The following is a 24,354-nucleotide window of genomic DNA, read 5'->3' as shown; positions in this document are numbered from 1 at the left end:
CAAATCAACATTCCGAACAACTGGAGGAGATTCCATCATGGATAAGAAGCGTATTGGTTGTCTTGTGGCCGGCGCCTTGCTGATAGGCAGCACGCCGGCATTCGCTGTCGACGCGCATCATCCGGACGAAGCCAGTCAGCCTGCCGCTGCGTCGCAGAAGAAGGCGCCAGCCGCACCAACATCCGGGGATGCAGAAAAGCGCTTCGAGCAGGCCCGTCAGCAGATGAAAAACATGCTGGCCCAGATGGACAAGATTCATCAGACGAAGGACCCGAAAGAGCGGCAGCGCCTGATGACCGAGCATATGCAAGCCATGCAGGACACGATGCAGACGATGCGTGGCATGGGTGGTCCGATGATGATGGACATGATGGGCGGCCAGGGAATGGGGGCCGGCGGCTCGGGGCCGATGATGGGCGGCTCGGGCATGCCCATGGATCAGCGCATGAACATGATGGAAAACCGCATGGACATGATGCAGATGATGATGGAGCAGATGCTCAAGCAACAAGAACCATCAAAGAAACCTTGACATTGCAGGCCTCGACGAGCTTGCGGCCAGCGGCAACGCGTTGTTGGCGCCGACCGTGTTGACAGCGGTGCCGCTCGCTCCCGCGGACGGGGTGTTCGCGCTGGAGCTGCGGGGCATTCCGTTCTCGATTTCCGCTGCGGTCGGCTTCACTGCCGTGTCAGGGATAGCGGTGCTGAACGGACTGGTGCTGATTTCCGCCATCCGCAAGCGTCTGGAAGATGGCTTACCGGCTGAGGCTGCGGTCATTGAGGGCGCCGTGGAGCGCGTGCGCCCCGTCTTGATGACGGCGCTGGTGGCGTCGCTCGGCGTCGTGCTGATGGCTATCGCGACCGGTACCGGAGCCGAAGTGCAGAAGCCGTTGGCGACAGCCGTCATCGGCGGGCTTGCGACCGCCACTGTGTTGACACTGTTTATTCTGCCGGCGATCTGCGGGATGGTATTACGCAGACGAGAGATCTGGTCGCACAGTGACGCGGTGCCTCAATCCTGAGGGTTACGCGCCAAGCAGTCTTGGTCGCCTCAACGCGAAAAAAACGGCTCCGCAAGTGGAAGGCAAACAGGCACAATCTTCAAAAACGCTCGATTAGGGGAGCGCCGGTATTCCACACGATGCCGTTACCATTGGTCGCACAGAAAGAAGCGTTCTCATCTGCACCTCCCTACAATCGTGGAACCCAAATCAGAAGGAGGAAGCAATGAAGGCTACCCAATGGATGATGGCCGCGGCAATGGGCTTATTGCTCGCGATGTCGGTGCCGGCGCAGGCCAAGGGCGGCAATGCCGGCGGCGGTTCGGGCGCGCATATGAGCAGCCAAGGCATGGCCAATACCAATGGCCCCGAAGCTGCTGACCGCGACAAGGGCCGCGCCCGCGCCGAAGACCGCGCGCATCAGCACGGAAAATCGACGCAGCACAAGCACGCGAGCAAAGGCAAGTAAGCGTCGCCACGCAAGAAGAAAAGCCGGTCATAGACCGGCTTTTCTTCATTGGGCGCTCAGATCTGCCGCTCAGCAATTGCCCTTCTTCGCCTGTCCGGGCGGGCAGAAGCCGTTGCCCGGCCCGCCCTGCGGCCTTGCGACCGGGCCCGCATCTGGCACATAAACGGCGCATCCGCCTAGCAGCGTGGCGCCCAGCGACAGGATGAGGATGATGTTCTTCATTGTGTTGTAAGGGGGCTCTGCCCCATGCTCCTTGGTTAGAAACTGAAGTTGACGCCAGTCTGGTTGCCAGCCGAGACGTTCACCGCGCTGCTTTGCGTGGTGCCCGATGCGCTGGTCGCCTGTACCGAGTACTGACCCGCCACCGAGGATACCGCCGACAACGCGATCGGCAGCGTCGTGCTGTAGGTGCCCACCAGCGGCGCCGCCGCTGGCAACGCCAGCGAATACGCCCCGGTATCGAGATTGGCGTTGGCCGAGGTGATTTCGTATGACACCGAGCTGATCGACTGCAGCGCACGCAGCGAAGCTTGCGCCGAAGCGGTGGCCGTGCCCGATGCCGTGTTGGTGGTGGACGACGGCAACGTGATCGGTGCGGCCGTGGTCGACACCGTGGTCGTTGTGCTGGCCGTGACTGGGACGGCGCGGATGATACCGGTGGCATGCCCGTTCGGCAGCGTATTGTCGACGACGACCACGTCGTACGCGCCGTTACTACTGCTCTGCACCAACGGCGAGAGCACGAACTTGCCCGTCGAATCCGCCACCGTGCCGCGGATCACCTGGCCGTTCTGCTCGGCATAGACCATGGCGCCGGCCTGCGCCGTCGGCACGTAGCCGGCGATCGAACCGCTCACAACGGTGGGCGTCGCCGTGACCACGGGCTTGAGGCTGTAGCCCCCGTTGCCCTGCTGCACGATCGATTTGCAGGCGTTGAAATCCAGGATCACGTCAACCAACGTATTGGCCTGTACCGTGAACGGCTGGATGATCTTGTAGCCGCTCTGCGTGCTGCTCGGCGTAGCGAGCGCCTGCTCGGTCGCCGAGCCCGTCACCACTACGGAATTGGCGAGCGTATTGCCCTGGTTGGGGGACAGGACAAGGCGCAACTGCTGATATTGCCCGGCAGGTAGCGGCGCACTGCCAAGATCGGTCAGCACGCCGTTGGTAAGCGAAAGCAGGTCAATCTTCTGCGGACTGGTCAATGCGATGTCAGTCCAGCCGCCGTCAGCGTCGGCGGCCGATGCGCTGGCATGAACGCGCACCTTGTTGACGGTCACGTAGATGTGGTCGAAACCGCAGGCCGGCGCATCCGTCATCGAGACGTGCAGCGTGCCGGTGCCGGCGTCTCCGCCATCACCACCGCCGCACGCTGCAATAAGCAATGGCAACGGCAGTGCAATCAAGGCGTTCCGATAGCTTGTTCTCATGGTTGTCTCCTCGGCTAGGGGTACCGGAAGCATAGCTTCGGCCGTTCCACTCACTGCGCACGAATTGCAACCGTTCGTAACATTGCAAACAAGCGCGGGCCTCCGAGTTCGGCGTTGCGATTCAACTGGGCAGCGATAGTCTTCCTTCAACCCAAAGCCACCCCAACAGCACCTGACGCTGATGTGCCCCCCTTGGTTGTAGCGATCTCTACAGCATTGCTGCGCTCTATACGGCAGCCTATGCTGCCGCCATGACTGCCTCTCCCAATGCTTGGCTCCTTCTAATCGTCAGCCTGCCGACGACCGGCGCCACCGTGCGCATGCGCGTCTGGCGAGCGATCAAGGCTCTCGGCTGCGCTGCCCTGCGCGACGGCGCCTACCTACTGCCAACACACACGGAACCAGCCGCCAAATTGCGTGAACTGGCCGACGAAGTACTGCAAGAAGACGGTCAAGCGTGGCTGCTTCATGTCCAGGCACAAAGTGCCGAAGAAACAGCGGCCTACCAAGCGCTGTTCGATCGATCCGCAGACTACACCGACTGGCTCGCTGAACTGGCCGAGGCGCGCAAAACGCTGCCGAATCTGGCGGCTACCGAGCTCAATCGCCTGCAGCGTCGTCACGCGCGTGCCTATGAGGTAATTCACCAGATCGACTTCTTCCCCAACGAGGCTTCCATCCGTGCGGCGGCGCAGTGGCGGGATTTTGCGGCCGCCATTGAGGCGATCCAGTCGCCAGGCGAACCACACGCCAGTGCAGGCGGCATTCCCCGGCGCGACCCGACTCAGTATCAGGGCCGGCTGTGGGCTACGCGCCAGCACTTGTGGGTCGACCGCGTAGCCAGCGCCTGGCTAATTCAACGCTTCATCGACCCGCATGCCCGTTTCGTGTGGCTGGAAAGCCCAGCCGACTGTCCGGACGACGCTCTGGGCTTCGACTTCGACGGCGCGACCTTCACCCACGTCGGCGACAAAGTCTCGTTCGAGGTGCTGCTGGCCGCCTTCGGCTTGGATGAGGACCGCGGGCTGGTGCGTCTTGGCGCCATGGTCCACGCACTCGACGTGGGCGGCGTGCCAGTGCCGGAAGCTGCGGGCTTCGAGGCTGTCCTGGCAGGCGCGCGCAAGCGCTTGGCCGATGACGATGCCTTGCTGGCTGAGGTCGGCACCGTGCTCGATTCGCTCCATACGCATTTCTGCTCCGCACGCAAACCGTAATCCCGCTCTTCAGGAACCGACTATGACCACACCCCAATCAACTGAGGCCGCACCCCAAGCAGATCGGCCCAGCTACACGCTCTGGCAACTGGTGCTCTACTTCCTGCGCCTCGGCACTCTTGGCTTCGGTGGACCCGTCGCGCTAGCGGGCTACATGCGGCGTGACCTGGTGGATACGCGCCAGTGGATCACCGAGGGCGACTACAAGGAAGGGCTCGCGCTGGCGCAGCTCGCCCCAGGGCCGCTTGCGGCGCAACTGGCAATCTATCTTGGTTACGTGCACTACCGCATCCTCGGCGCCACGCTGATCGGCATCGCGTTCGTACTGCCCTCGTTCCTGATGGTGGTGGCGCTCGGCTGGGCTTACACACGCTTCGGCGGCCTGACGTGGATGCAGTCGGTGTTCTACGGGGTCGGTGCGGCGGTGATCGGCATTATCGCCATCAGCGCCTACAAGCTCACCACCAAGAGTGTCGGCAAAGACAAGTTGCTGTGGTTCGTCTATCTGGTACTGGCGGCTGTGACGGTCATCACCGAGTCGGAAGTCGCTTGGCTCTTTCTGGCCGGTGGTGTGCTGGTGTGGTTCTGGCGTGCGCCTCCCAAGTGGCTGCGCCAGGGTCGCCTGAACGCCGTCGCGGCGGCACCCATCCCTGCAGCAAGCGGCATCGTCAGCGCAATCGACTGGTCGCTGCTGTCGCAAATCGGTGTGTTCTTCGCCAAGGCCGGCGCGTTCGTCTTCGGCTCCGGCCTCGCCATCGTGCCGTTCCTGTATGGCGGGGTGGTCACGGAGCACCACTGGCTCAACGACAAACAGTTCGTCGATGCCGTCGCCGTGGCAATGATCACGCCAGGCCCAGTTGTCATCACCGTGGGGTTCATTGGCTATCTGATCGCTGGATTGCCGGGCGCCTGCGTGGCTGCCGCAGCCACTTTCCTGCCGTGCTACCTGTTCACCATCTTGCCGGCACCGTACTTCAAGAAGTACGGCAAGCTGCCCGCCATCCTGGCCTTCGTCGACGGTGTGACGGCCGCAGCCGTGGGCGCAATTACCGGCGCGGTGATCGTGCTGGCCAAGCGCTCCATCGTCGATGTGCCGACGGTGTTGCTGGCACTCATCACGGTCGTGCTGCTGCTCAGGTTCAAGAAGCTGACGGAGCCTGTGATCGTGGCAGGCGCCGCGCTGATCGGCTTGGTGGCGTATCCGCTGCTGCACCACTGAGTTTGCTCGGAGGCTCCCATGACCTACCAAATGAAGCCGCTGGCATGCGATCCGACCACGCTGTCGGGCCTGTCGGAGAAGCTGATCGTCAGCCACTACGAGAACAACTACGGCGGCGCGGTCAAACGCCTGAACGCCATCACGGCGGAGCTCACTGGGTTGGACGTGGCCACCGCACCGGTCTTCGTGCTTAACGGCCTGAAGCGTGAGGAGTTGATTGCCACGAATTCCATGATCCTGCACGAGGTGTACTTCGACAGTCTCGGCGATGGCGGGCCGCTGGAAGGCGATCTGAAGGATGCCATCGCACGCGATTTCGGCTCAGTCGAGCGCTGGCAGACTGAATTCACGGCGATGGGCAAGGCGCTCGGCGGCGGCTCTGGCTGGGTATTGCTGACCTACTTGCCGCGCGACGGTCGGCTCGTCAACCAGTGGGCATCGGACCACGCGCACACCCTGGCGGGTGGTACGCCGATCCTAGCGCTCGATATGTACGAACACTCGTATCACATGGACTACGGCGCCAAGGCCGCTGCCTATGTCGATGCCTTCATGCAGAACGTGCACTGGGCGAGTGTTGGCGAACGTTTCTCCGCCGTGCGGAAGTAACGCCCCAGTTCCTTATCCGTCAGCGAACCGTAACGGAGGCTGCAATGCAGTGGATTACCCGCGAGCGCCCCAAGATCGATCGCATCGCCTGCCCCTGGTTGATCGCCCGCTTCATCGACGAGACACCGGAATTCCTGTACGTACCGCCTGGCGATGTCGCGCGCGTCGCCAACGAGACTGGCGCCATCCCGTACGACGTGCCTGGTGTGGAACTCACGCACGTGGGCGAGCTGTGCAGCTTCGATGCCTTCCTCGACAAGTACCACCTGGGCGAGGATCCCGCCTTGCAGCAGTTGGCGGGCATCGTGCGCGGTGCAGATACCTCAAGACTCGACCTGACGCCGCAATCGAGTGGGCTCTATGCCATCTCGCTGGGCTTGTCGCAGGTATTTGTCGATGACCACGAAATGCTGCAGCACGGTCTGGTGATTTACGACGCGCTCTATGCGTGGTGCAAACACTGCCAGGCGGAAACGCACAATTGGCCACCCAAGATGCCTGCATGAGCGGGAAGAGAAGCATGCAACGAATTGTGCTCGCACTCTGTGTGCCGTTGATCGCACTACCGGCCTTGGCCGAGACCATTCAGTTCGCTCAGGACAAACCAGGAACCCTGCCCGCCGGTTGGGTGGCCGGGGTCACGGGCACCGGTTCGCCGAAATGGACGGTGGAGTTGGATCCCACCGCGCCCGGAGGCGGCCACGTCCTCAAGCAGTCGGGCGTCGGGGATTTCCCGTGGTGCGTCAAGCAAGGCACCGCCATCGCCGATGGCTTCGTTGAGGTGAAGTTCAAGCCCATCGGCGGCCGAGAAGATGAGGCCGGAGGCGTTGTGTGGCGCTGGAAGAACGGCGACAACTACTACGTGGCGCGGGCCAACGCGCTGGAAAACAACGTTTCGCTCTACTACACGATAGGTGGCCGCCGCCACACGATCCGCTATCAGGATGCACCCGTTACGGCCCAGGCTTGGCACACCCTGCGCGTGGAATTCGCTGGAAATCACATCCAGTTGTCCCTCGATGGCAAGCGCTATATCGACGTGACGGACGAGCACATCACCGGTGCGGGTATGGTCGGGGTATGGACCAAGGCTGACAGCGTGACTGCGTTCGACGCGTTCGCGTACGGGACCACCACGAAGTAATACCGAGGAGAGAGCGCAGTGAAGATGAAGTCGGAACTGGGTTGTGCAAAAAGCCGGTTGCCACGCGCCAGTCTCTGGTTGGGGATCGCGATGTTATGCACGACTACCTCAGTTTTGGCTGAAGACGGGTTCAAGCGGCTGAACGCCGCCGAAATCAGGAAGACGATCGTCGGCAAGACCATCACCGATGGCACGCACTGGTCGGACAAGTTCAGTTCCGACGGCACGGTCGAATCCATCATGCACGGACAAGTCCTGGCTGGCCGCTGGCGCGTGCGTGGCGGCGAGTTGTGTATTGGCGATTCAAAGGGCAAGACCCAGGCCGAAAATTGCTTCGAAGTCTGGCGCCGTGGCCATGCAATCGAATATCGGCGCAATGGAAACGGCTTTGCGCAGGGGGACCTCGTCATCAGATGACGTATTGGAGGCCGCCATGTCTTGCTGTACGCGTCAACTCATCGCCATCACTCTGGTGTGCGCGGTGAGCCTTGCCACCACGGGTTGCAAGAAAAATCCGTTTGGAGAGCGTAGCCACGAGGCGGTCGATCTCGCGCATGTGCCCGCAACGGTGAAGGCCGCGATCGACCGGCAAGCTGGTGGCCGCGCCATTGGCGAGATCGAGAAGCAAACCGAGAACGGCCGCGTCCGATACGAGGTCACGTTGGGCAACGGAAGCGACAAGTCGACAGTCTTGATCGGCGAAGACGGCAAACAGGTTGCCGACGATGATGACGACTGAAAGAGGCTCGCACCGGTGCTGCCTTGCCTAGCGGCTACACACGCGGGTGTCATCAAGAGGGCTTCCAATGTGGGACTGGCTTGATTGGGTGACCGCCGTGTTCACGGCCGCCGTCGTCGTTGCGGCGCTTGCGAATCCGATCAATGCGCGCGACAAGGGCGAACACAAGAAGACCACGGACGCCGAAGAGGAAGAGTCCGATTAGGGGGGAACGGCCCGACGGGAACGGACTCTACATCGTCAGCGTACTAATCGCGGGGGGGTGCCCCTATGTGTTTCGTCAAGCGTTAGGGACGGTTTTGGGTTGGTAAAGGGTCCCGTCGCGCAGCATGGCGAACAGGACGTCGCAACGACGCCTAGCCAGCGCGATGAGGGCTTGGTTGTGACGCTTGCCTTGCTGGATCTTGCGCGTGTAGTAGGCGCGTGAGATCGGGTCTCGCAAGGCAGCAAACGCAGAGAGAAACAAGGTTCGTTTGAGCACCTTGTTGCCGCGCCTGGAGGGGTGTTCACCTCGGATGGACGAGCCCGAGCGCCGGGTGACTGGCGCCAGGCCGGCATAGGCGGCCAGGTGTGCGGCTGAAGCGAAGGCCTTGTGCGCGACTTCTGTCAGGAGTCTGGCGGCGGTCCTGACGCCGACTCCGGGCATGCTGGTCAGGACCGGGTAAAGAGGGTGTGCATGCACCAGGCGCTCGGCTTCACTAGCGACCTCGTCGCGCTGCTGTAGCAAGGCAGCGAGCTGCTTGGCAAGGCGCGGCATGACGACAGTCGCGGCCTGGGTGCCGGGCACGACGACGGTCTGTTCGCCAAGCGCTTGAACGATCTCGGCGGCCAAGCGCTTGCCCATACGCGGAGCGAGTTTGATCAGGCGGTTGGCGAGCGTCTTCTCGCTGGTCGCGGCAAGTGCGGCGGGTGACGGGTAGCGCTCAAGCAGATCGAGCACGGCAGGATGATCCAGGCGCGGCCCCAGCACTCGTTCGAGGGCGGGATGAATCTGGGTGAGCAGGCCGCGAATGCGGTTGCTGGTTTGAGTGACTTGGGCGGCCAGATCGTCGTCGAAGCCACACAGCATGGTGAGCTCGGCCAGCGGCTCATCGGCCAGCCGCAGCGAGCGCAAGGTGTGGGGCATGGAGCGGGCGGCTTCGGCAATGATTGCCGCGTCGCGAGCGTCGGTCTTGGCTTCACCGGCGTGTAGATCTGCGATGCGGCGCATGGCCAGCCCTGGCAGATAGGCGACCAAGACACCCTCGTCGCGAGCCACGGCCACCGGCAGCGCGCCGATGGTAGCGGGTTGGTCGACCACGAACAGAAGCTGGCCGTGCGCCTTGAGTTCATTGATCAAGGCACGTAGTTTGGCTTCGTCATTGGGCAGCGCCTTGTTGTACAGGCGCTTGCCGCTGCGATCGAGCGCGACGGCGTGATGCTGGCCCTTGCCGACATCGACGCCGACAAAGACATCAATGGAATTGTGCTGAAGCGGTTCTTGCATGAAGGTGAGACGCCATGAAACACATTGGCCGGCAACATCGGTGGCAAGTCTCGGCATCCACGTTACGGACGGCCTCAGGAAGTCCTGGCCAAGCCCCTATCAGCGATCACCAGCCACCCACCAGGCCCGGTGACAACACCCCCCGGATCATGGGCGACTGGGGGCAGCAATCATGCCGGGCCTGGCTGGCCAAAGCCCCGATTATTGGGGCACGAAGATAGTAACGGGGGCAGGTCAGCTGTCCGAATGCATCATTGAAAGTCCCAAGGTGAGCTCAGAGTCGATGGTTAGAACCTAGCTCAACCTCTGTCACGATTTCCGCGGCCACCTCAACTAACTACCGAAATCGGCTGATCATGACCGAGACCGGATAAATCCTCGTGCGCGTCCGACCACCTAGAGCACCGGCATTCCTCGATGGCCGACACGATAGGGCCCTCTATGCGGACGAATCGGATAGCAGCGGGCGCCGTGAGGGGATCCGTCGCACAAAGCCACTACAATAGCGCCCCTTCGCCGGTGGCGCCCGCTCCTGATATCCCGTGCAGGCGCATGCCTCCCGCTGCACTCGAGAAGCCACAATCCTATGAAGTCAAACGCTTGCGGCGTCGATTTCGGCACGTCCAACTCCACTGTTGGCTGGCTGAGATCGGACGCACCCACCCTGCTGCCGCTCGAAGACGGCAAGGTTACGCTGCCTTCCGTCATCTTCTTTCACGCCGAAGACCCGCTGGTCAGCTACGGCCGTGCCGCGCTGACCGACTATCTTGCCGGCTACGAGGGCCGCCTGATGCGCTCGCTCAAGAGCCTGCTCGGCACGTCGATGATGGACGACAGCACGGAGGTCATGGGCCAGGCCATGCCCTTCCGCAAGCTGCTGGCGCATTTCATCGGCGAACTCAAAAGGCGCGCCGAGCGCGCCGCCGGCCATGAATTCCGCCGCGCCGTGCTGGGCCGCCCGGTGTTCTTCGTCGACGAAGACTCCAAGGCCGACCAGCTCGCCGAAGACACGCTGTTGGAAATCGCGCGCGACGCCGGCTTCGACGAGATCGCCTTCCAGTACGAGCCCATCGCCGCCGCGTTCGACTATGAAGCCGGCATCAGCGGTGAAGAGCTTGTGCTGGTGGCGGACATTGGCGGCGGTACGTCGGACTTCTCGCTGGTGCGCCTGTCGCCCGACCGCGCGAAACGCCTTGACCGCCGCGAGGACATCCTCGCCAACGGCGGCGTTCACATCGGTGGCACCGACTTCGACCGCGCCCTGAGCCTAGCCAGCGTGATGCCGCTACTGGGCCTGAACAGCACGCTGCGCAACGGCAAGGCGATGCCGTCCGGCCAGTATTTCGACCTGGCAAGCTGGCACACCATCAACCACGTGTACACGCGCAAGGCGTGGGCGATGGTGATGGACAATTACCGAGATGTCGCCGACACCGAAAAACTCGACCGCCTAATCCGCCTGATCCGCGAGCGCGCCGGCCACTGGCTGGCCATCCAGGTGGAAGCCGCGAAGATCGCGCTGTCGGACGTCCCGGTGGCGGAGATCGACCTGCACCGCATCGCGCCCGAGTTGAAGCAGCCCGTCACGCGCGAGGACTTCGACCAGTCGATTGGGAAGCTGGTCGGCAAGACGGTCTCGACGGTGCAGGCGATGTTGAAGACGGCGGGCGTCGCAGCGGAAGCGGTCGATACCATTCTCTTCGCCGGCGGCTCCAGCGGGGTGCCGCTGCTGCGCGAGCAACTGGCGCAAGTGCTGCCGTCGGCGCGGCGCGTCGAGGGCGACCTGTTCGGCGGGATCGGTTCCGGCCTGGCGCGCGATGCGGCGCGCAAGTTTGGCTGACGGGCTGAAAGGCTGAGGGCGGCGGGACGTTTCGAGCGTATCGAACCATTCGGGCTGGGATATTGCTGTAGTCGGAGACGAGGACCACGTCATGCTAGAGGCGATCTGAGCGCCCCCGCTGGTTGAGGTGGGCCCGATGGTTAGGCTTTGGCGTTTGGCTGATCGGCCGTCCACATCTGCTGGAGGCATACAGCGAAACCGCCCTGCGGCGCATCTGGCGCGCGGAGCATTTCTCTTACTGGATGACCCGCGTGATGCATCGACTGGATGGCGTATCGCCATTCGAGCAGCAGCTAAAGATTGCGGAGCTGAAGCACGTCACGACTTCGCGAGCGGCATTGACCGCGCTGGCCGAGAACTACGTTGGCACAGCGGCGGTTTGACGTCTCGAATAGTGAGCCGCTTGGGGATTTGACAGGGCTCCCACTCGAGAGAGGCACGATGGCTGATCTTTGGCGCTTGGCTAATACGCCTGATATACGCTCGATTGGCCATCGGTTCCGACGAGCAGCACGTTGTAAGCCATGCGGCGTCCACCGTAGGCTGGCCCATCCATTCCTGGCGCGCCAAGCGGCATGCTGGGCACCGCCAGGCCGACCGCTTTCGGCCGCTCTCGCAGCAGTCGCTTGATCTCGCGAGCCGGAACGTGGCCTTCCAAGGCATAGCCTTGCACCATGCCGGTGTGGCACGAGGCATAGCGGTCGGGTATCTGCGCTTGTCTTCTGGCGTCAACGGTGTCTTCAACGTCGTGCGCCACAACGTCGAACCCGTTGTCCCGCAAATGCGTGAGCCAGTCTTTGCAGCAACCGCATGTCGGTGTCTTCCAAACTTCGACCAGCGGCTTCGATGCTGCCTTCTGGGCAAAGGCCATGGCGGGTAGGAGCGCCAGTCCGAGTGCGAAAGCACGCCTGGTTGAGGACAACGGTTTTACTTGCGATGTTGTAGTCATAGCGTCATCAGAAATAAGGTGTCAGGCGCCTGCCGGAGAAAGTACCCCCAGCCAAGCCACCAACACAAGGATCACCACAGCGAGCGTGGCCTCTGTCATCAAACTCCGGCGCAGTGCCAGCACCGCTTCAATGGGGTCGCCATCTTTCAGTGCTCGCTCAAGGCGTGGGCTCAGCCGATACCGGTTGGCGGCCGCCAGCGCGAGCATCAGCACGAACAGTGCAAGCTTCGCGAGCAATAGGCGGCCGTAGGCGGTCGTCACCAGGCCATCGACGGTCGGACCCACGATCAGCACGTAGTTGACCCCGCCCGTCACAACCAATGTGGCGACGATCACGGTGCCAATGCGGGCAAAGCCGTTCGATGTCCGTCCGAGCAAGTCGGCTGCTTCTGGTGAAAACGCTCGCGCCTTCGTGGCAAGCACGACGAATGCAACCAATGCCCCCACCCACGCGCCTGCCGCCACGAGGTGAGCAATGTCGACAAGCAGATGAAGTGCACCGCGTGTACCGTCGTCCATCACTCCATGGCCCGCCCAGGCGATCGTCGCCAAGGCAACGGCACCGAGCGCCGACGCCATACCGAAACGCAGTGCGGGACGATTGCCCAGCACGGCGAGGCACGCAAGTGCGGCCAACAAGACGGCCACGCGCACCATCCATGCTAGGCCGACCGACGTGCCCGTCATGATCATGCCGAAGACGTGTGTCGTCAGCTCGGCATATTCGCTGGCTCCGGTCATCGCTTTGGCCATCACGACCATGCTCGCCAACGACAGTCCAATACCGAGGACGGCCGCGATGCCGATGATCTGGATGTACCGCCGCGCGACGGTCGAAGTGCCCTCATCTGGCCGCATGGCGTGGATGCCCGCATTGACACAAAAGAGCGCCACGCCAAACAGAACCATCAGGTCGAGGTAGAGCGCAAACCGTAGCGCGACGACCAACCAATCCTCTGGCATCGGCTTACTTGACCTGGAAGGAGAAGTTGCCGTTCACGTTGTGCGTGTCCGACGACACGGCACGCCAATCGACGCGGTACGTGCCTGCCGACAGTGGCTGCGAGGGCGTGATCACCATGGTCTTGCCATCTTCGCCGCCCGAGACTTTGGTGGCCACCTTCATCGGGGCGTGGTCGGCCATGCCAGGCATGCCCGTCATGACAAGGTTGGCGCCAGAGAATTGCGGCATGAGCGTTTCAGAAAAATGCAATTCGATCCTGGCGGGCGCAGCGACTTCGGCTTTGTCCGCAGGCGTCGACGACACAAGCTTCGGATGCGCGAACGCAGCCGACGCCAGAAGCGCCATGGAGGTGCCGATGATGGCCTTGGTAGCAAAACGAGATGTGAACATAGGGCGTCTTTTAAGGTTGGGAGGGGTTAGGGAGGCTGGGAGACCTAGAACCAGAGGCGCACACCGGCAACAAAGCGCGTATCGCCACGGCGCCCGCCGGCGGCTTCGATCATGTTGGCCGTGCTGCCAAAGGCCTGGCTGCGTTCAATGCCGATATACGGGGCAAACTGGCGGCTGAATTCGTAGCGCAAGCGCACACCGACCGTCGCGTTAGACAGCCCGCTACCGATCGCAAGCTCGGGGTCGCGCTTGCCATAGAAGTTGGCTTCCATGCGCGGTTGCAGAATCAGACGCTGCGTTAGCAGCAGCTCGTATTCGCCGGACAGCCGCAACGCCGTGCGACCGCTATTGCCCACATAGGCCGTGGCCTCGACATCAAACCAGTACGGGGCCAAGCCTTGCACGCCAAACGCCGCCCAGTTGCGCGCGGGTCGGCCAAAGCCTGCGTCATTGCGGACACCGAGTTGCGTATCCCAGAACGTCGCCACGGCATGACTCCATAGCAGTTCGGTGCGCGCTTCTTCAAACCGCCCTTTCGACACATCGCCCTCGGCTTTGAGGACGGCCTTGTTGTACACGCTGCCATACCGCGCCTGCAATTCGTAGGCAGTTGCATTGGCATCGTTGCCGTGCACCCACTCCAGCCGGTCTACTAACACCGAGCCGAAGTTATGCTCGTCCGCCATCATCATGTGGCGGGGGTCGCCCAACGCATATTTGCCGGAGCCGAGCTGGTATCCACCCGAGTAGGCATCGGGATCGCGCGCATCGGCAGGCGCGGAACCGCCCTGCATGTTCATGCTGCCGTGGTCCATGCCCGGCATGGCACCGTGATCCATTCCTTGCATCGAGCCGTGGTCCATGCCGGGCATCGCGCTGTGGTCCATCCCCTGCATTGAATTGCCCGCCCCCTGATGCTCGGAGTGGGACGCAGGCGTGGTCCCTCCGTCCATCAGTTGAATTTCCTGGGCCGAGGCGACGCCAATGCCGGTAACTGCCAGCGCCGCCGTCAATAGTGTCCTTGCGTGCTTGCGCATGATCGATCCGCTGTGAAAGTCGAGCATCAGGCCACCACCACTTCGCGGAACATGCCCGCATCCATGTGCAGCATCAAGTGGCAGTGCCAGGCCCAGCGGCCGAGTGCGTCCGCCGTGACAAGGAAGCTGATCCGCTGAGCAGGCTGGACGGGGAAGGTGTGCCGGCGCGCGAGGAATGTGCCGTCCGGCATTTCCAGTTCGCTCCACATGCCGTGCAGATGCATGGGGTGCGTCATCATCGTGTCGTTGTGGAGGATGACGCGTAGCCGTTCGCCATACCGGAAGTGGACCGGTGACGATTTGCCGAACTCCACGCCGTCGAACGACCACGTGTAGCGCTCCATGTTGCCGGTCAGGTGCAGTTCCACTTCGCGCTCGGGACCGCGCTTGTCCATCGGTCCACCGATGGTATGCATGTCGGCGAGCACCAGGACGCGGCGCCCGTTGTTGCGCAGGCCAACGCCGGGGTCATCCAGATTGGTGCGCGCCATGTCGACGCGCATATCGGTGCTGGGGCCATATTCGGTGCGCGCATGCCGGGCTTTCTTGCTCGGCACCTTCAGGCTGTCTGCCGCGCCACCGGCTTGCCCATGCTGGCCGTGGTCCATCGTCTGCATGCCACCCGAGTCCATCATGGTCATGCCGCCCTCGCCCATCATCTGCATGTCCCCATGATCCATACCGGACATCGCGCCATGGCCCATGCCGCCCATGTCCCCCATCATGTCGGACATGGAAAGCCATTCCGCCTTGTCGAGCGCCGGCACGGCCGCCTGTAAGCCTTGACGGACCGCCAGCGTGCCTCGCGCATAACCGGTACGGTCCATCGACTGCGAGAAGATCGTATAGGCGTCGTCCTTGGGCGAGACCAGTACATCGCAGGTCTCGCCGGGGCCGAAGCGGAATTCGTCCACCGTCACCGGCTCGATGTTCTGCCCGTCGACCTGCACGACCTTGAGCTTCAGCCCCGGGATGCGCACGTCGTAGAACGTGTTGCCTGAGCCGTTGACAAAGCGCAGCCGCACCGTCTCGCCCGGCGAGAACAGGCCCGTCCAGTTGCCGGCGGGGGTGACGCCGTTGGTGAGGTACGTGAGCGTCGCGCTGGAAAGGTCGGCCAGATCGGTAGGGCTCATGCGCATCTGGTTCCACATCGCCCGCTTGTCCATGGCGGCCTTCCAACCATCGTTGGAGACATCGCGGAAGAAGTCCACCACCGTGGGCTGGTGGTAGTTGTAGTAATTGCTCTTTGTCTTGAGTTTGGAGAGGATCCGCATGGGATCCTCATCAGTCCAGTCGGACAGCAAAACGCTGTAGTCGCGATCGGAGCGGATTGGGTCGCCGCCGGCGGCATCGATGATGAGCGCGCCATAGACCCCGGTCATTTCCTGGAAGCCTGAATGTGAGTGGTACCAGTAGCTGCCGCTCTGACGAACCTTAAAGCGGTAGGTGAAGGTCTCGCCGGGTGGAATGCCGTGGAAGCTGATGCCGGGCACACCGTCCATCTCGAACGGCAGGATGATGCCGTGCCAGTGGATCGACGTTGGCTCGCGCAGGCGGTTCGTGACGCGCAGCGTGACGGTGTCACCTTCGCGCCAACGGAGCGTGGGGCCGGGCAACGTTCCGTTGATAGTCGTGGCCATGGTCGGCTTGCCGGTAAAGTTCACCAGCGTTTCGTCGATGACCAGATCGAATTCAGTGCCGCGCAGCACGGGCGCCGTACCCAGCGCGGTCGATGCGGCCGAAGCCGCCAACGACGAAGTGAAACCACCCAGCCCCAGGCCGGCGATGACACCACCGGCGGCCAAACCTTGCACGAACCGCCGGCGAGGCAAGTTCGGTAGCAGGATGCCGGATGCACGATTGCTGCGCATGATCGAGTTTTCCTTGCGTAATGTCGGACAGAAGCTGCGTGCAGGCTACTCACCCCCAGGCTACCTTCACCTGACCGAAACATTACAAATCGGTCATCTTGGCGTGATGTGCCCTGCCGCGCGGTACTCTACAGCCACCTACAAGCACAAGAAGTGACCCACGCCCGATATGAAGCTGCTAGTCGTCGAGGACGAACCCAAAACCGGAGAGTACCTGCAGCAAGGTCTGACCGAGGCCGGCTTCGTGGTCGACCTGGCCCGCAACGGCATTGACGGGCGGCACTTGGCCATGACAGGCGATTACGACCTGCTGGTGTTGGATGTGATGCTGCCCGACGTGGACGGTTGGCAGATCGTCCAGTCCCTGCGGGCTGCCGAACAGGCCGTGCCCGTGCTGTTCCTGACGGCGCGCGACAGCGTGGCCGACCGGGTCAAGGGGCTTGAGATGGGCGCCGACGACTATCTCGTCAAGCCGTTCGCCTTTGCCGAATTGCTGGCGCGCGTACGCACGCTGCTGCGGCGGGGGACAGGTGCAGTGTCGGCCGACCGCATCCAGGTTGCTGATCTTGTCTTGGACTTGGCACGTCGACGGGCCTCGCGTGGCGGGCAGAAGATTCCGCTCACGAGTAAGGAGTTCTCGCTGCTTGAGCTGCTTGCCCGGCGCCGTGGCGAGGTCCTGCCGCGCTCGCTGATCGCCTCCCAGGTCTGGGACATGAATTTCGACAGCGACACCAACGTCATCGACGTCGCCATCCGCCGGCTGCGCGCGAAGATCGATGACAACTTTGAGCCGAAGCTGATCCATACCGTACGCGGCATGGGTTATGTGCTTGAAGATCCCGAAGAGGGGGCCTGATGAGACAGCTTCGGGGCCAGTTCTCCCTGACCACGCGGCTGACGGCGTACTTCTCGCTGTGCTCAGCGACGGTTCTGCTGGGGCTTGGCATCGTCATTGCGCTCGCCATGGACAAGCACTTCGCGGTCGAGGACTACACCGCGCTGCGTGAGAACGTCAGCGTGATTGCGAAGATTGTCGAATCGGGTCCGCCCCAACAGGTGCCGGAGCGCATCCGTGAAGCGCTGCAGCATCGCACCGATCTGGTAGCACGCATTGAAGGGCCGGATCGCCAACCGCTGTATGCGACCCAGGATTTCGACTTCGAAATCGCGGCACAGACGTTGGCGCGGGTGCCGCAAAAGCGCGATGCCCTCGTCTGGGAACAAGGCGGCCAACAGTACCGGGGCATGCACGCGACCATCCCACTGCGCGACGGGTCCGCTGGCGCCCTCGATGTCTTGCTGGGTATCAACACGGACATCCATGCCCACTTCCTTCACACGTTCAGAGGAACGCTGGCGTTTTATATCGCTGTCGCCGCGCTGGCCACTGGCCTGTTCGGATGGTGGGCCGCGCGTCGCGGCCTGGCGCCGTTGCGCACCATGGCTTCGCGGGCCCGGACAGTGACAGCCGACAAGCTCGACGAGCGCATGCCCGTTGAAACCGTCCCCGAAGAAGTTGCAGACCTTGCCGTGACCCTGAACGCCATGCTGGAGCGGTTGCAGAATGATTTTCGCCGGCTGTCCGATTTCTCAACCGATATCGCCCACGAGCTGCGAACACCGATCACCAACATGCTCACGCAAACAGAGGTTGTGCTTTCCCAACCCCGAGATGCGACGAAATACCACGATGTGCTGACCTCCAACGCGGAGGAACTTCAGCGCCTGGCGCGCATGGTGTCGGACATGCTCTACCTCGCCAAGATGGAGCACAGCCTGACGCTGCCAAGCGCCGAGGACATTCACATCGCCGACGAAGTCCGCGCCCTCTTTGAGTTCTACGATGCGCTGGCCGAAGACAAAGGGGTCCAGCTGGAATTGCACGGGGATGGACACGTCACGGGGGACCGCCTCATGCTGCGACGGGCGCTGAGCAATCTGCTCTCCAACGCGTTGCGTCATACGCCACGCAATGGGCACGTCGCCGTCTCGATCAACACCGACCGCGAGGGCATCACGATTTCGGTCGACAACGACGGGGTCGAGATCGCACCGCATCTTCTGCCGCTCATCTTTGAGCGCTTCTTTAGAGCAGACAAATCCCGCGCCCGACCGGAATCGGAAAGCGCCGGTCTCGGACTGGCGATTACCAAGGCGATCGTTGTGGCACACGGCGGCACCATCATCGTGACGCGTGCTGACGGTCGCACGCGCTTCTCCATTCGCTTACCGCATCCTACCGAGGCGTCCAGCAGGTTGGCATAGCGCAGAGCCTTCTGCGCAGAGTCCACGCAGGTGCGCCAAGAGGCAGCTTGACGTGCATCAATGGGGGATCGCGACTGTCTTCTACATTGGCCGTGTGGAGCTTTGGCGCCCATCACTCGCAAGGACAGTCATCATGGCAAATAGTCGACGCACCCTCATCACCACCGCCTTGACCGCGCTCATGTGCGCGGGGGCGTCCCTAGCGCTCGCTGCGGGGCCATCCAGCGGCACGGAGCACGACCACAATCATCCGGAGAAGAAGACCGCTGCACCAACGGCCGCACCCGCGCAGCAAAGCAATGCGGACTTCGACGCGCAAATCGCCCACCTAAGGGCCATCAGGGAACGCTTGGCGCGTGCCAATACCCCTGAAGAACGACAAGCCCTGATGAATGAACGCATGAAAGTCATGCAGAACATGATGGCCGACGTGCGGCGGATGGGTGACACAAAAGCAGCGAAAGGAACGGGCCCAGCCGGCCAGATGGCGATGTGTCAGGGAATGATGGAACAACACACGGCCATGATGCAGGAGATGATGGATGGCCAAGGCATGGGTATGGGCGGCGGAATGGGCGGCATGATATCGAAGTAGGTGGCTCGTCGAGTCGCGCAGTGCAGCGCTGGCACAACGCTCTCCGTTGACCCTCCCAGATGGGAGGGTTCATCGTTTCTTGAGCATGAGAAAAAGCACGATGCTTCCCCAAGCTAGTGCGTCCGGCAGTAGGCGAACTGATAGGAGCCGATGTCTATGGAAGAGCACCGCCATATCCACGCAGCCGAACACGATCACACGCACTCGCATGATCAGCACGCTGGCCATCGTCACGGCGATCACTCCGCAACACACCAACATGACGGGAACGCCCCGGCTGCAGTGGGCGTAACACCCACAGCTCAAGCCGAGACTATCTACACGTGCCCGATGCATCCGGAAATCCGCCAGGATCACCCTGGGAATTGTCCGATCTGCGGCATGACGCTGGAGCCCGTCATGCCGGAGTTGGACGAAGAGGAGAACCCGGAGCTGAACGACTTCCAGCGGCGCTTTTGGTGGACGCTGCCGCTCACCGTTGCGGCGTTCATCCTCGCGATGTTCGGACACCGATACGGCTGGATGGACGCTTCGCGGCAAAGCTGGGTCGAGCTGGTTCTGTCGACGCCCGTGGTGCTGTGGGCGGGCTATCCGTTCTTCCAACGGTGCGCACAGTCGTTCCTGCATCGCAGCCCGAACATGTGGACGCTGATCGGGCTCGGCACGGGGGCCGCGTATCTCTACAGCGTGATCGCCACCGTCGCGCCAGGGCTGTTTCCTCAGACGTTCACGGAGCACGGCCGGATCGGCGTCTACTTTGAAGCGGCGGCGGTCATCATTTCCCTCACGCTGGTGGGCCAGCTGCTGGAGCTGAAGGCCCGGTCGCAAACCTCTGCTGCGATCAAGTCACTGCTTGGCCTCGCCCCCAAGACAGCCCGGCGCATCAATGCCGACGGCACCGAAGCGGATGTACCGCTGAGCCACGTGCACGTTGGCGACCGGCTGCGCGTGCGCCCCGGCGAGAAGGTGCCCACCGACGGTATCGTCGTCGAAGGCACAAGCTCCCTGGACGAATCCATGATTACCGGCGAGCCGCTCCCCGTGACCAAGCGAGTGGGCGACCATGTGATTGGCGCGACGATGAACACCGCAGGCAGCTTGATCATCGAATCGGAGAAAGTGGGTTCCCAAACCGTCCTCTCGCAGATCGTGCAGATGGTTGCCCAGGCTCAGCGCTCCAAAGCGCCCATGCAGCGCATGGCGGATAAGGTCGCCGGCGGTTTCGTTGTGGCGGTGGTGGCTGTTGCTGTGCTGACCTTCTTCGCCTGGGGATTCCTTGGGCCGCAGCCAAGCTGGGTATATGGGTTGATCAACGCGGTGGCCGTGCTCATCATTGCCTGTCCATGCGCGTTGGGCCTGGCCACACCCATGTCGATCATGGTGGCGAGCGGCAAGGGTGCATCCAACGGCATCTTGTTTCGCGACGCGGCTGCCATCGAGAACCTGCGCAAGGTCGACACCCTCGTTGTGGACAAGACGGGAACGCTCACCGAAGGCAAGCCCGCCTTTGAACGCAGCGTGGGCGCCAACGGTTTCGATGATTGGGAAGTGCTCCGCCTGGCGGCCAGTCTGGATCAAGGCAGCGAACACCCACTGGCCGCGGCCATTGTGGAGGCCGCCAGAGGGCGCGGACTGTCTCTGCAGAAGGCGGAGCACTTCGAATCCAGCAGCGGCATTGGCGTACGCGGCGCTGTCGCCGGCAAGAAGCTGGCGCTGGGCAACACGGTGTTGATGCAGCAAGAGCGCATCGATGCAGCGCCACTGGCCCAGGCCGCAGACACGCTACGGGCCCGAGGTGCGAGCGTCATGTACCTCGCCGCAGACGGCACGCTAGCTGGTTTGCTTGCCGTGTCCGATCCAGTCAAATCGACAACGGCCGAGGCGTTGGCGCAATTGAAGGACGCGGGCATTCGTGTGGTGATGGCCACCGGCGACGGCACGGTCACGGCCAGGGCGGTCGCGCAATCGTTGGGCATCGCTGAATTTCATGGGGAAGTCAGGCCCGCCGATAAATTGGCGCTCGTGACGAAGCTTCAAAGCGAAGGCCGAACAGTGGCCATGGCCGGCGACGGGATCAACGATGCGCCCGCGTTGGCGAAAGCCGATGTCGGTGTCGCCATGGGCACGGGCACGGATGTCGCCATGAATAGCGCGCAAGTCACGCTCGTGAAGGGGGATCTGCGCGGCATCGCGCGCGCACGGAACCTGTCCGAGGCAACGATCGCCAACATGAAGCAAAACCTGGGCTTTGCGTTCGTCTACAACGCCCTGGGTGTGCCGCTCGCCGCCGGCGTTCTCTACAGCACGACCGGTTTGCTGCTGTCCCCGATGATCGCGGCGCTTGCGATGAGCCTGAGTTCAGTGTCGGTGGTATCCAACGCGCTACGTCTGCGCCGGCTGAGTATCTAGTCCCACGTGAGGGCAGGGTCCACACTGCCCCGGTGAACGCACCGATTCAAACGGCCGGCGGAAGCTTTGCGCTCAGCCAGGCAAAGAATGTCGCCGCAAAAAAGGCCCAGACACCGAGGACGACATCTGCATACACCGTGCCCCCGAGTGTCGCCTTCCCGCTCTGCAGCGCATGGAAATCGATGCCATGGAACAGCGCCATCATGAACTGCATGAACGGCTCCGGAAATGCATACCAGACCATCGCGCACAAGGCGTAGAACAACATGACCGTCAGGGCGAACGTGGCACCGGTTTTGAACGGCTTCATAGCGGCCTCCTGATTCAGTACGTCAGAGCTGCCTATGCACCTTGTCGTGGTGGGCACCTTCGCCAAGGCGGGGAAAGAATGCGGGTATCTGGTCCCGATAGGCTTCATATTCGGGCCCGAACTCAGCCAGCGCTTCGGCTTCTTCAGCCTTTGCCAAGCGCACATACATCCATACGAGAACCGGGAACATGGCCAGCGTCAGCAGGGTCGGCCACTGGAAGAGAAAGCCGGCCATGATGAGGATGAACGCAACGTACTGCGGGTGCCGCAACCGGGCGTAGATTCCCGTGGTCGCCAGTCGGTGAGCGCTTTGGGCAACGTAGAGCACGCGCCACGCCGTGGCGAGCAGGATGAAGCCGCCAAAGATCAGGACGTTGCTGACGATGTGGAACAGGCCGAAATGCGGATTGGCTCGCCAGCCAAACATGACTTCCAGCAGATGCCCCGAGTCATGCGAAAGAAAGTCGACGCCCGGAAATTTTGCCGTCAGCCACGGATACAGCAGATAGATCGTCAGCGGTATCCCGTACATCTCCGTGAACAACGCAACGATGAATGCCGAGAAGGCACCGAATGAACGCCAGTCCCGCTGCGTTTGCGGCTTCGTAAAGCTGAAGGCAAAGATGATGAAGGCGGCGGAATTGATGAACACCAGAGACCACAGGCCGTACCCATATGTGCTGTCGTGTTGCATCACTGTTCTACCTTGGCATCGGCACCGTCAGCCTTGGCTGGCGGGTGACCGTGATGTCCATGGCCGTGACTGCCATGCATGAATACATGCATCAGCGGACATGCCGCCAGCAGTAGAAACGGTAGGAACTGGATGACGTGCGCCTGATGCTCGGTCCACAGGAAGTACGCAACAACCAACAGAAAACCGATCAATACAAGCTTTGATCGCGTGATGGCTGGCGCAACCTCGTCACGTTGCTGCCCATGTTGGTGATTCTCCATTTCCGCCTCCCGCCGAGGACATTGGACAAACCAAGCAAGCTACGTTTTCAGTATTGGCGTGGTGCAGAGATGGGAATTGACCGCGATCAACGCGATCGCAGATGACGCGTTCTCGCACGACACGGCATTCACGGTGCTCTGCTTGCCAGGGCCACAACTGCCGTATCCGGTTCAGACGCACCCAGGGCCACTAACCCGCGCGGCCGCAACTGCAAAGGGCAGCCGGCTGCCTATGCACCTTACCCGGGCGAACCCGACGCTTTCACCAGAATGACGGGGCATTCCGCCCGGGCGACAACACGATTGGCCACGGACCCCAGCACGGCGTCGACGAATGCGCCACGCCCGTGTGAACCCATGACAATCGCAGCGGCCTGAACCGACCGGCTGTATTGAACAATGCGTTCCGGGGCGAACCCGACCAATCCATGCGTCTCAAAGGGAATGCCCGCGTCGCGCAGGATCGCAACGACAGAGGCCATAGCCTTGTCGCTCTCCTCCTGATGCCAAGCAGCGAGCTCGGCCTGTCCGAGAAAGCTTTTCACTTCTCCACTAAGCTCGGGCGTGCAATGAAGCACGTGTACGGTGACGTCCTGCACCAGCAGGTTGCGGCCCGCTATGCAGCGGGCGGCCGCGTCTGAGTAAGCGGAGCCATCCGTGGCCAAAACAATGTGCTGCGTCATCTCTGTACCCTTCACGAATCGGTGGATACAGCCAACGTACTCCATGTGCGATGGCGCACGCTGATCTCGATCAATCGATGCGGAGACGTCGTCGCACCACGTCATGCGATGCTCAGCAACGTCAGGTCAGCGCTCTGCCTTGGTCCGGCCGTCTTGCGAAGATGAGGCGGCTGCCTCCTGGCGCCTCCACCTTAGCCGCCTCGCCTGCAAGAGGTGGCGCCAATCGACTTTGGCGAAGCCGTACACAATCGCCAGAAACACGACCTGGGACACGACAAAGTACACACCCATATACGCGCCGTCGAACTGGGTCTCCTCATCCAGATAGCGGGCACCAAGCTGGGCAATGTGCGTCCAGGTCAGGTAGCTCATCCAGCGGCCGAGGAAGAACGGCAGCCCGATCAACCATAGCCGCATCCCCGTCAATCCGTAGGCAATGAAGATGTAGTTGGACGGGAACGGGCTGAATGCATACGCGAGCATCATCCCGACCGTCATACCCTTATGGTCTTCCAGCCAGGCGCGCACCACATCGATGTTCTGGCGATCGGCCTCGCGCATCCAGCGGTTGCGTACGAGCGAGCAAGACAGCCGCGCCAGCACCAGGCGGCCAACGGTCGCCGCACAAGCGGCAACGCCTGCCAGAAGCACCGGGTCGGCATCGGGTTGCGAGAAGCCGATCCACGACATCACCATCCACGTTGGCGGCGCGAAGGCCGGCATCACATTGAGCAGGAAGACTGTTCCAAACAACGCAAGCAGGTTTGCCATGA

Annotated in this window: 28 protein-coding genes and 2 pseudogenes; 17 read left to right on the top strand and 13 right to left on the bottom strand. The window is 62.3% G+C overall.

Annotated elements, in window-relative coordinates; translation table 11 throughout:
* Positions 1-37: 37 nt before the first annotated feature.
* The 3 genes and pseudogenes from ACN9M1_RS03055 (at position 38) to ACN9M1_RS03045 (ending at position 1,470) form a co-directional block, all read left to right on the top strand.
* Positions 38-532, top strand: coding sequence for a hypothetical protein (locus ACN9M1_RS03055; protein ID WP_426397283.1), 495 nt, complete (start codon positions 38-40; stop codon positions 530-532).
* Positions 533-557: 25 nt separating this feature from the next.
* A pseudogene (locus ACN9M1_RS03050) lies at positions 558-1,022 on the top strand (efflux RND transporter permease subunit); the annotation flags it as partial.
* A gap of 205 nt (positions 1,023-1,227) precedes the next feature.
* Positions 1,228-1,470 (top strand): hypothetical protein, encoded by a 243-nt coding sequence (locus ACN9M1_RS03045; protein ID WP_426397281.1) that lies wholly within the window; start codon positions 1,228-1,230, stop codon positions 1,468-1,470.
* A 69-nt stretch (positions 1,471-1,539) separates the two neighbouring features.
* On the opposite strand, the gene ACN9M1_RS03040 is transcribed toward ACN9M1_RS03045, so the two are convergent.
* Positions 1,540-1,692: a hypothetical protein gene (locus ACN9M1_RS03040; RefSeq protein ID WP_426397279.1), complete on the bottom strand. Its 153-nt coding sequence runs from the start codon at positions 1,690-1,692 to the stop codon at positions 1,540-1,542.
* 35 nt (positions 1,693-1,727) lie between these two features.
* Positions 1,728-2,900: a DUF4382 domain-containing protein gene (locus ACN9M1_RS03035; RefSeq protein WP_426397277.1), complete on the bottom strand. Its 1,173-nt coding sequence runs from the start codon at positions 2,898-2,900 to the stop codon at positions 1,728-1,730.
* Positions 2,901-3,151: 251 nt separating this feature from the next.
* On the opposite strand from ACN9M1_RS03035, the gene ACN9M1_RS03030 reads away from it, so the two are divergent.
* The 8 genes from ACN9M1_RS03030 (at position 3,152) to ACN9M1_RS02995 (ending at position 8,030) form a co-directional block, all read left to right on the top strand.
* Positions 3,152-4,114 (top strand): chromate resistance protein ChrB domain-containing protein, encoded by a 963-nt coding sequence (locus ACN9M1_RS03030; RefSeq protein ID WP_426397276.1) that lies wholly within the window; start codon positions 3,152-3,154, stop codon positions 4,112-4,114.
* 22 nt (positions 4,115-4,136) lie between these two features.
* A complete protein-coding gene (locus ACN9M1_RS03025) occupies positions 4,137-5,333 on the top strand; it encodes a chromate transporter (RefSeq protein ID WP_426397274.1) in 1,197 nt (398 codons plus the stop codon).
* An 18-nt stretch (positions 5,334-5,351) separates the two neighbouring features.
* Entirely contained in the window at positions 5,352-5,942 is a 591-nt protein-coding gene (locus ACN9M1_RS03020; protein WP_426397272.1) for a superoxide dismutase, read from the top strand.
* Positions 5,943-5,986: 44 nt separating this feature from the next.
* Positions 5,987-6,448, top strand: coding sequence for a chromate resistance protein ChrB domain-containing protein (locus ACN9M1_RS03015; RefSeq protein WP_426397271.1), 462 nt, complete (start codon positions 5,987-5,989; stop codon positions 6,446-6,448).
* Between the two features lie 14 nt (positions 6,449-6,462).
* Positions 6,463-7,086: a LamG domain-containing protein gene (locus ACN9M1_RS03010; protein ID WP_426397269.1), complete on the top strand. Its 624-nt coding sequence runs from the start codon at positions 6,463-6,465 to the stop codon at positions 7,084-7,086.
* 24 nt (positions 7,087-7,110) lie between these two features.
* On the top strand, positions 7,111-7,503 hold the full coding sequence (locus ACN9M1_RS03005; RefSeq protein ID WP_426398785.1) for a hypothetical protein: 393 nt from the start codon (positions 7,111-7,113) through the stop codon (positions 7,501-7,503).
* Positions 7,442-7,825, top strand: coding sequence for a hypothetical protein (locus ACN9M1_RS03000; RefSeq protein ID WP_426397268.1), 384 nt, complete (start codon positions 7,442-7,444; stop codon positions 7,823-7,825). Before ACN9M1_RS03005 ends, ACN9M1_RS03000 begins: the two co-directional genes overlap by 62 nt.
* 67 nt (positions 7,826-7,892) lie before the next feature.
* Entirely contained in the window at positions 7,893-8,030 is a 138-nt protein-coding gene (locus tag ACN9M1_RS02995; RefSeq protein ID WP_426397266.1) for a hypothetical protein, read from the top strand.
* A gap of 75 nt (positions 8,031-8,105) precedes the next feature.
* On the opposite strand, the gene ACN9M1_RS02990 is transcribed toward ACN9M1_RS02995, so the two are convergent.
* Positions 8,106-9,311, bottom strand: a complete 1,206-nt coding sequence (locus ACN9M1_RS02990) for an IS110 family transposase (protein WP_426398784.1) — start codon at positions 9,309-9,311, stop codon at positions 8,106-8,108.
* Positions 9,312-9,897: 586 nt separating this feature from the next.
* On the opposite strand from ACN9M1_RS02990, the gene ACN9M1_RS02985 reads away from it, so the two are divergent.
* A complete protein-coding gene (locus ACN9M1_RS02985; protein ID WP_426397264.1) occupies positions 9,898-11,151 on the top strand; it encodes an Hsp70 family protein in 1,254 nt (417 codons plus the stop codon).
* A 167-nt stretch (positions 11,152-11,318) separates the two neighbouring features.
* A pseudogene (locus ACN9M1_RS02980) lies at positions 11,319-11,534 on the top strand (4-hydroxybenzoate 3-monooxygenase); the annotation flags it as partial.
* Between the two features lie 80 nt (positions 11,535-11,614).
* On the opposite strand, the gene ACN9M1_RS02975 reads toward ACN9M1_RS02980, so the two are convergent.
* The 5 genes from ACN9M1_RS02975 to ACN9M1_RS02955 are packed head-to-tail and all read right to left on the bottom strand — an operon-like array spanning position 11,615 to position 16,362.
* Positions 11,615-12,100: a DUF411 domain-containing protein gene (locus ACN9M1_RS02975; RefSeq protein ID WP_426397262.1), complete on the bottom strand. Its 486-nt coding sequence runs from the start codon at positions 12,098-12,100 to the stop codon at positions 11,615-11,617.
* A 21-nt stretch (positions 12,101-12,121) separates the two neighbouring features.
* Positions 12,122-13,063 carry a copper homeostasis membrane protein CopD gene (gene copD, locus ACN9M1_RS02970; protein WP_426397260.1) on the bottom strand — a complete coding sequence of 314 codons (942 nt, stop codon included), beginning with the start codon at positions 13,061-13,063 and terminating at the stop codon, positions 12,122-12,124.
* A 4-nt stretch (positions 13,064-13,067) separates the two neighbouring features.
* Complete coding sequence (gene copC, locus ACN9M1_RS02965; protein WP_426397259.1) at positions 13,068-13,454, bottom strand: copper homeostasis periplasmic binding protein CopC; 387 nt, start codon at positions 13,452-13,454, stop codon at positions 13,068-13,070.
* Between the two features lie 44 nt (positions 13,455-13,498).
* Complete coding sequence (locus ACN9M1_RS02960) at positions 13,499-14,518, bottom strand: copper resistance protein B (protein ID WP_426397257.1); 1,020 nt, start codon at positions 14,516-14,518, stop codon at positions 13,499-13,501.
* The gene (locus ACN9M1_RS02955; protein WP_426397255.1) at positions 14,518-16,362 is read right to left on the bottom strand and encodes a copper resistance system multicopper oxidase; all 1,845 of its coding nucleotides are present in this window, start codon (positions 16,360-16,362) and stop codon (positions 14,518-14,520) included. The genes ACN9M1_RS02960 and ACN9M1_RS02955 overlap by 1 nt, the downstream gene beginning before the upstream one ends.
* Before the next feature lie 169 nt (positions 16,363-16,531).
* Here ACN9M1_RS02955 and ACN9M1_RS02950 point away from each other — a divergent pair, with 169 nt between their 5' ends.
* From ACN9M1_RS02950 to ACN9M1_RS02935, 4 genes are all read left to right on the top strand, one after another.
* Positions 16,532-17,218, top strand: coding sequence for a heavy metal response regulator transcription factor (locus tag ACN9M1_RS02950; protein WP_426397254.1), 687 nt, complete (start codon positions 16,532-16,534; stop codon positions 17,216-17,218).
* Positions 17,218-18,627 (top strand): heavy metal sensor histidine kinase, encoded by a 1,410-nt coding sequence (locus tag ACN9M1_RS02945; RefSeq protein ID WP_426397252.1) that lies wholly within the window; start codon positions 17,218-17,220, stop codon positions 18,625-18,627. Before ACN9M1_RS02950 ends, ACN9M1_RS02945 begins: the two co-directional genes overlap by 1 nt.
* 133 nt (positions 18,628-18,760) lie before the next feature.
* Positions 18,761-19,222 (top strand): hypothetical protein, encoded by a 462-nt coding sequence (locus ACN9M1_RS02940; protein ID WP_426397251.1) that lies wholly within the window; start codon positions 18,761-18,763, stop codon positions 19,220-19,222.
* 156 nt (positions 19,223-19,378) lie between these two features.
* Complete coding sequence (locus ACN9M1_RS02935; RefSeq protein WP_426397249.1) at positions 19,379-21,631, top strand: heavy metal translocating P-type ATPase; 2,253 nt, start codon at positions 19,379-19,381, stop codon at positions 21,629-21,631.
* A gap of 46 nt (positions 21,632-21,677) precedes the next feature.
* Here the strand turns inward: ACN9M1_RS02935 and ACN9M1_RS02930 are convergent, their stop codons facing one another.
* The 5 genes from ACN9M1_RS02930 to ACN9M1_RS02910 all read right to left on the bottom strand — a co-directional run bounded on the left by ACN9M1_RS02930 (position 21,678) and on the right by ACN9M1_RS02910 (position 24,352).
* Complete coding sequence (locus ACN9M1_RS02930) at positions 21,678-21,941, bottom strand: DUF5676 family membrane protein (RefSeq protein ID WP_426397247.1); 264 nt, start codon at positions 21,939-21,941, stop codon at positions 21,678-21,680.
* Between the two features lie 22 nt (positions 21,942-21,963).
* Positions 21,964-22,635 carry a methyltransferase family protein gene (locus tag ACN9M1_RS02925; RefSeq protein ID WP_426397245.1) on the bottom strand — a complete coding sequence of 224 codons (672 nt, stop codon included), beginning with the start codon at positions 22,633-22,635 and terminating at the stop codon, positions 21,964-21,966.
* A complete protein-coding gene (locus ACN9M1_RS02920; protein ID WP_426397243.1) occupies positions 22,635-22,898 on the bottom strand; it encodes a DUF2933 domain-containing protein in 264 nt (87 codons plus the stop codon). Before ACN9M1_RS02920 ends, ACN9M1_RS02925 begins: the two co-directional genes overlap by 1 nt.
* 239 nt (positions 22,899-23,137) lie before the next feature.
* Positions 23,138-23,581: a universal stress protein gene (locus ACN9M1_RS02915; protein ID WP_426397241.1), complete on the bottom strand. Its 444-nt coding sequence runs from the start codon at positions 23,579-23,581 to the stop codon at positions 23,138-23,140.
* A 126-nt stretch (positions 23,582-23,707) separates the two neighbouring features.
* Positions 23,708-24,352: a hypothetical protein gene (locus ACN9M1_RS02910; RefSeq protein ID WP_426397240.1), complete on the bottom strand. Its 645-nt coding sequence runs from the start codon at positions 24,350-24,352 to the stop codon at positions 23,708-23,710.
* Between the last annotated feature and the right edge of the window lie 2 nt (positions 24,353-24,354).

The sequence above is a fragment of the Ralstonia sp. R-29 genome, assembly GCF_049913345.1.
Classification (GTDB): Bacteria; Pseudomonadota; Gammaproteobacteria; order Burkholderiales; family Burkholderiaceae; genus Ralstonia.
This window is presented reverse-complemented; position numbering and strand designations above follow the sequence as displayed.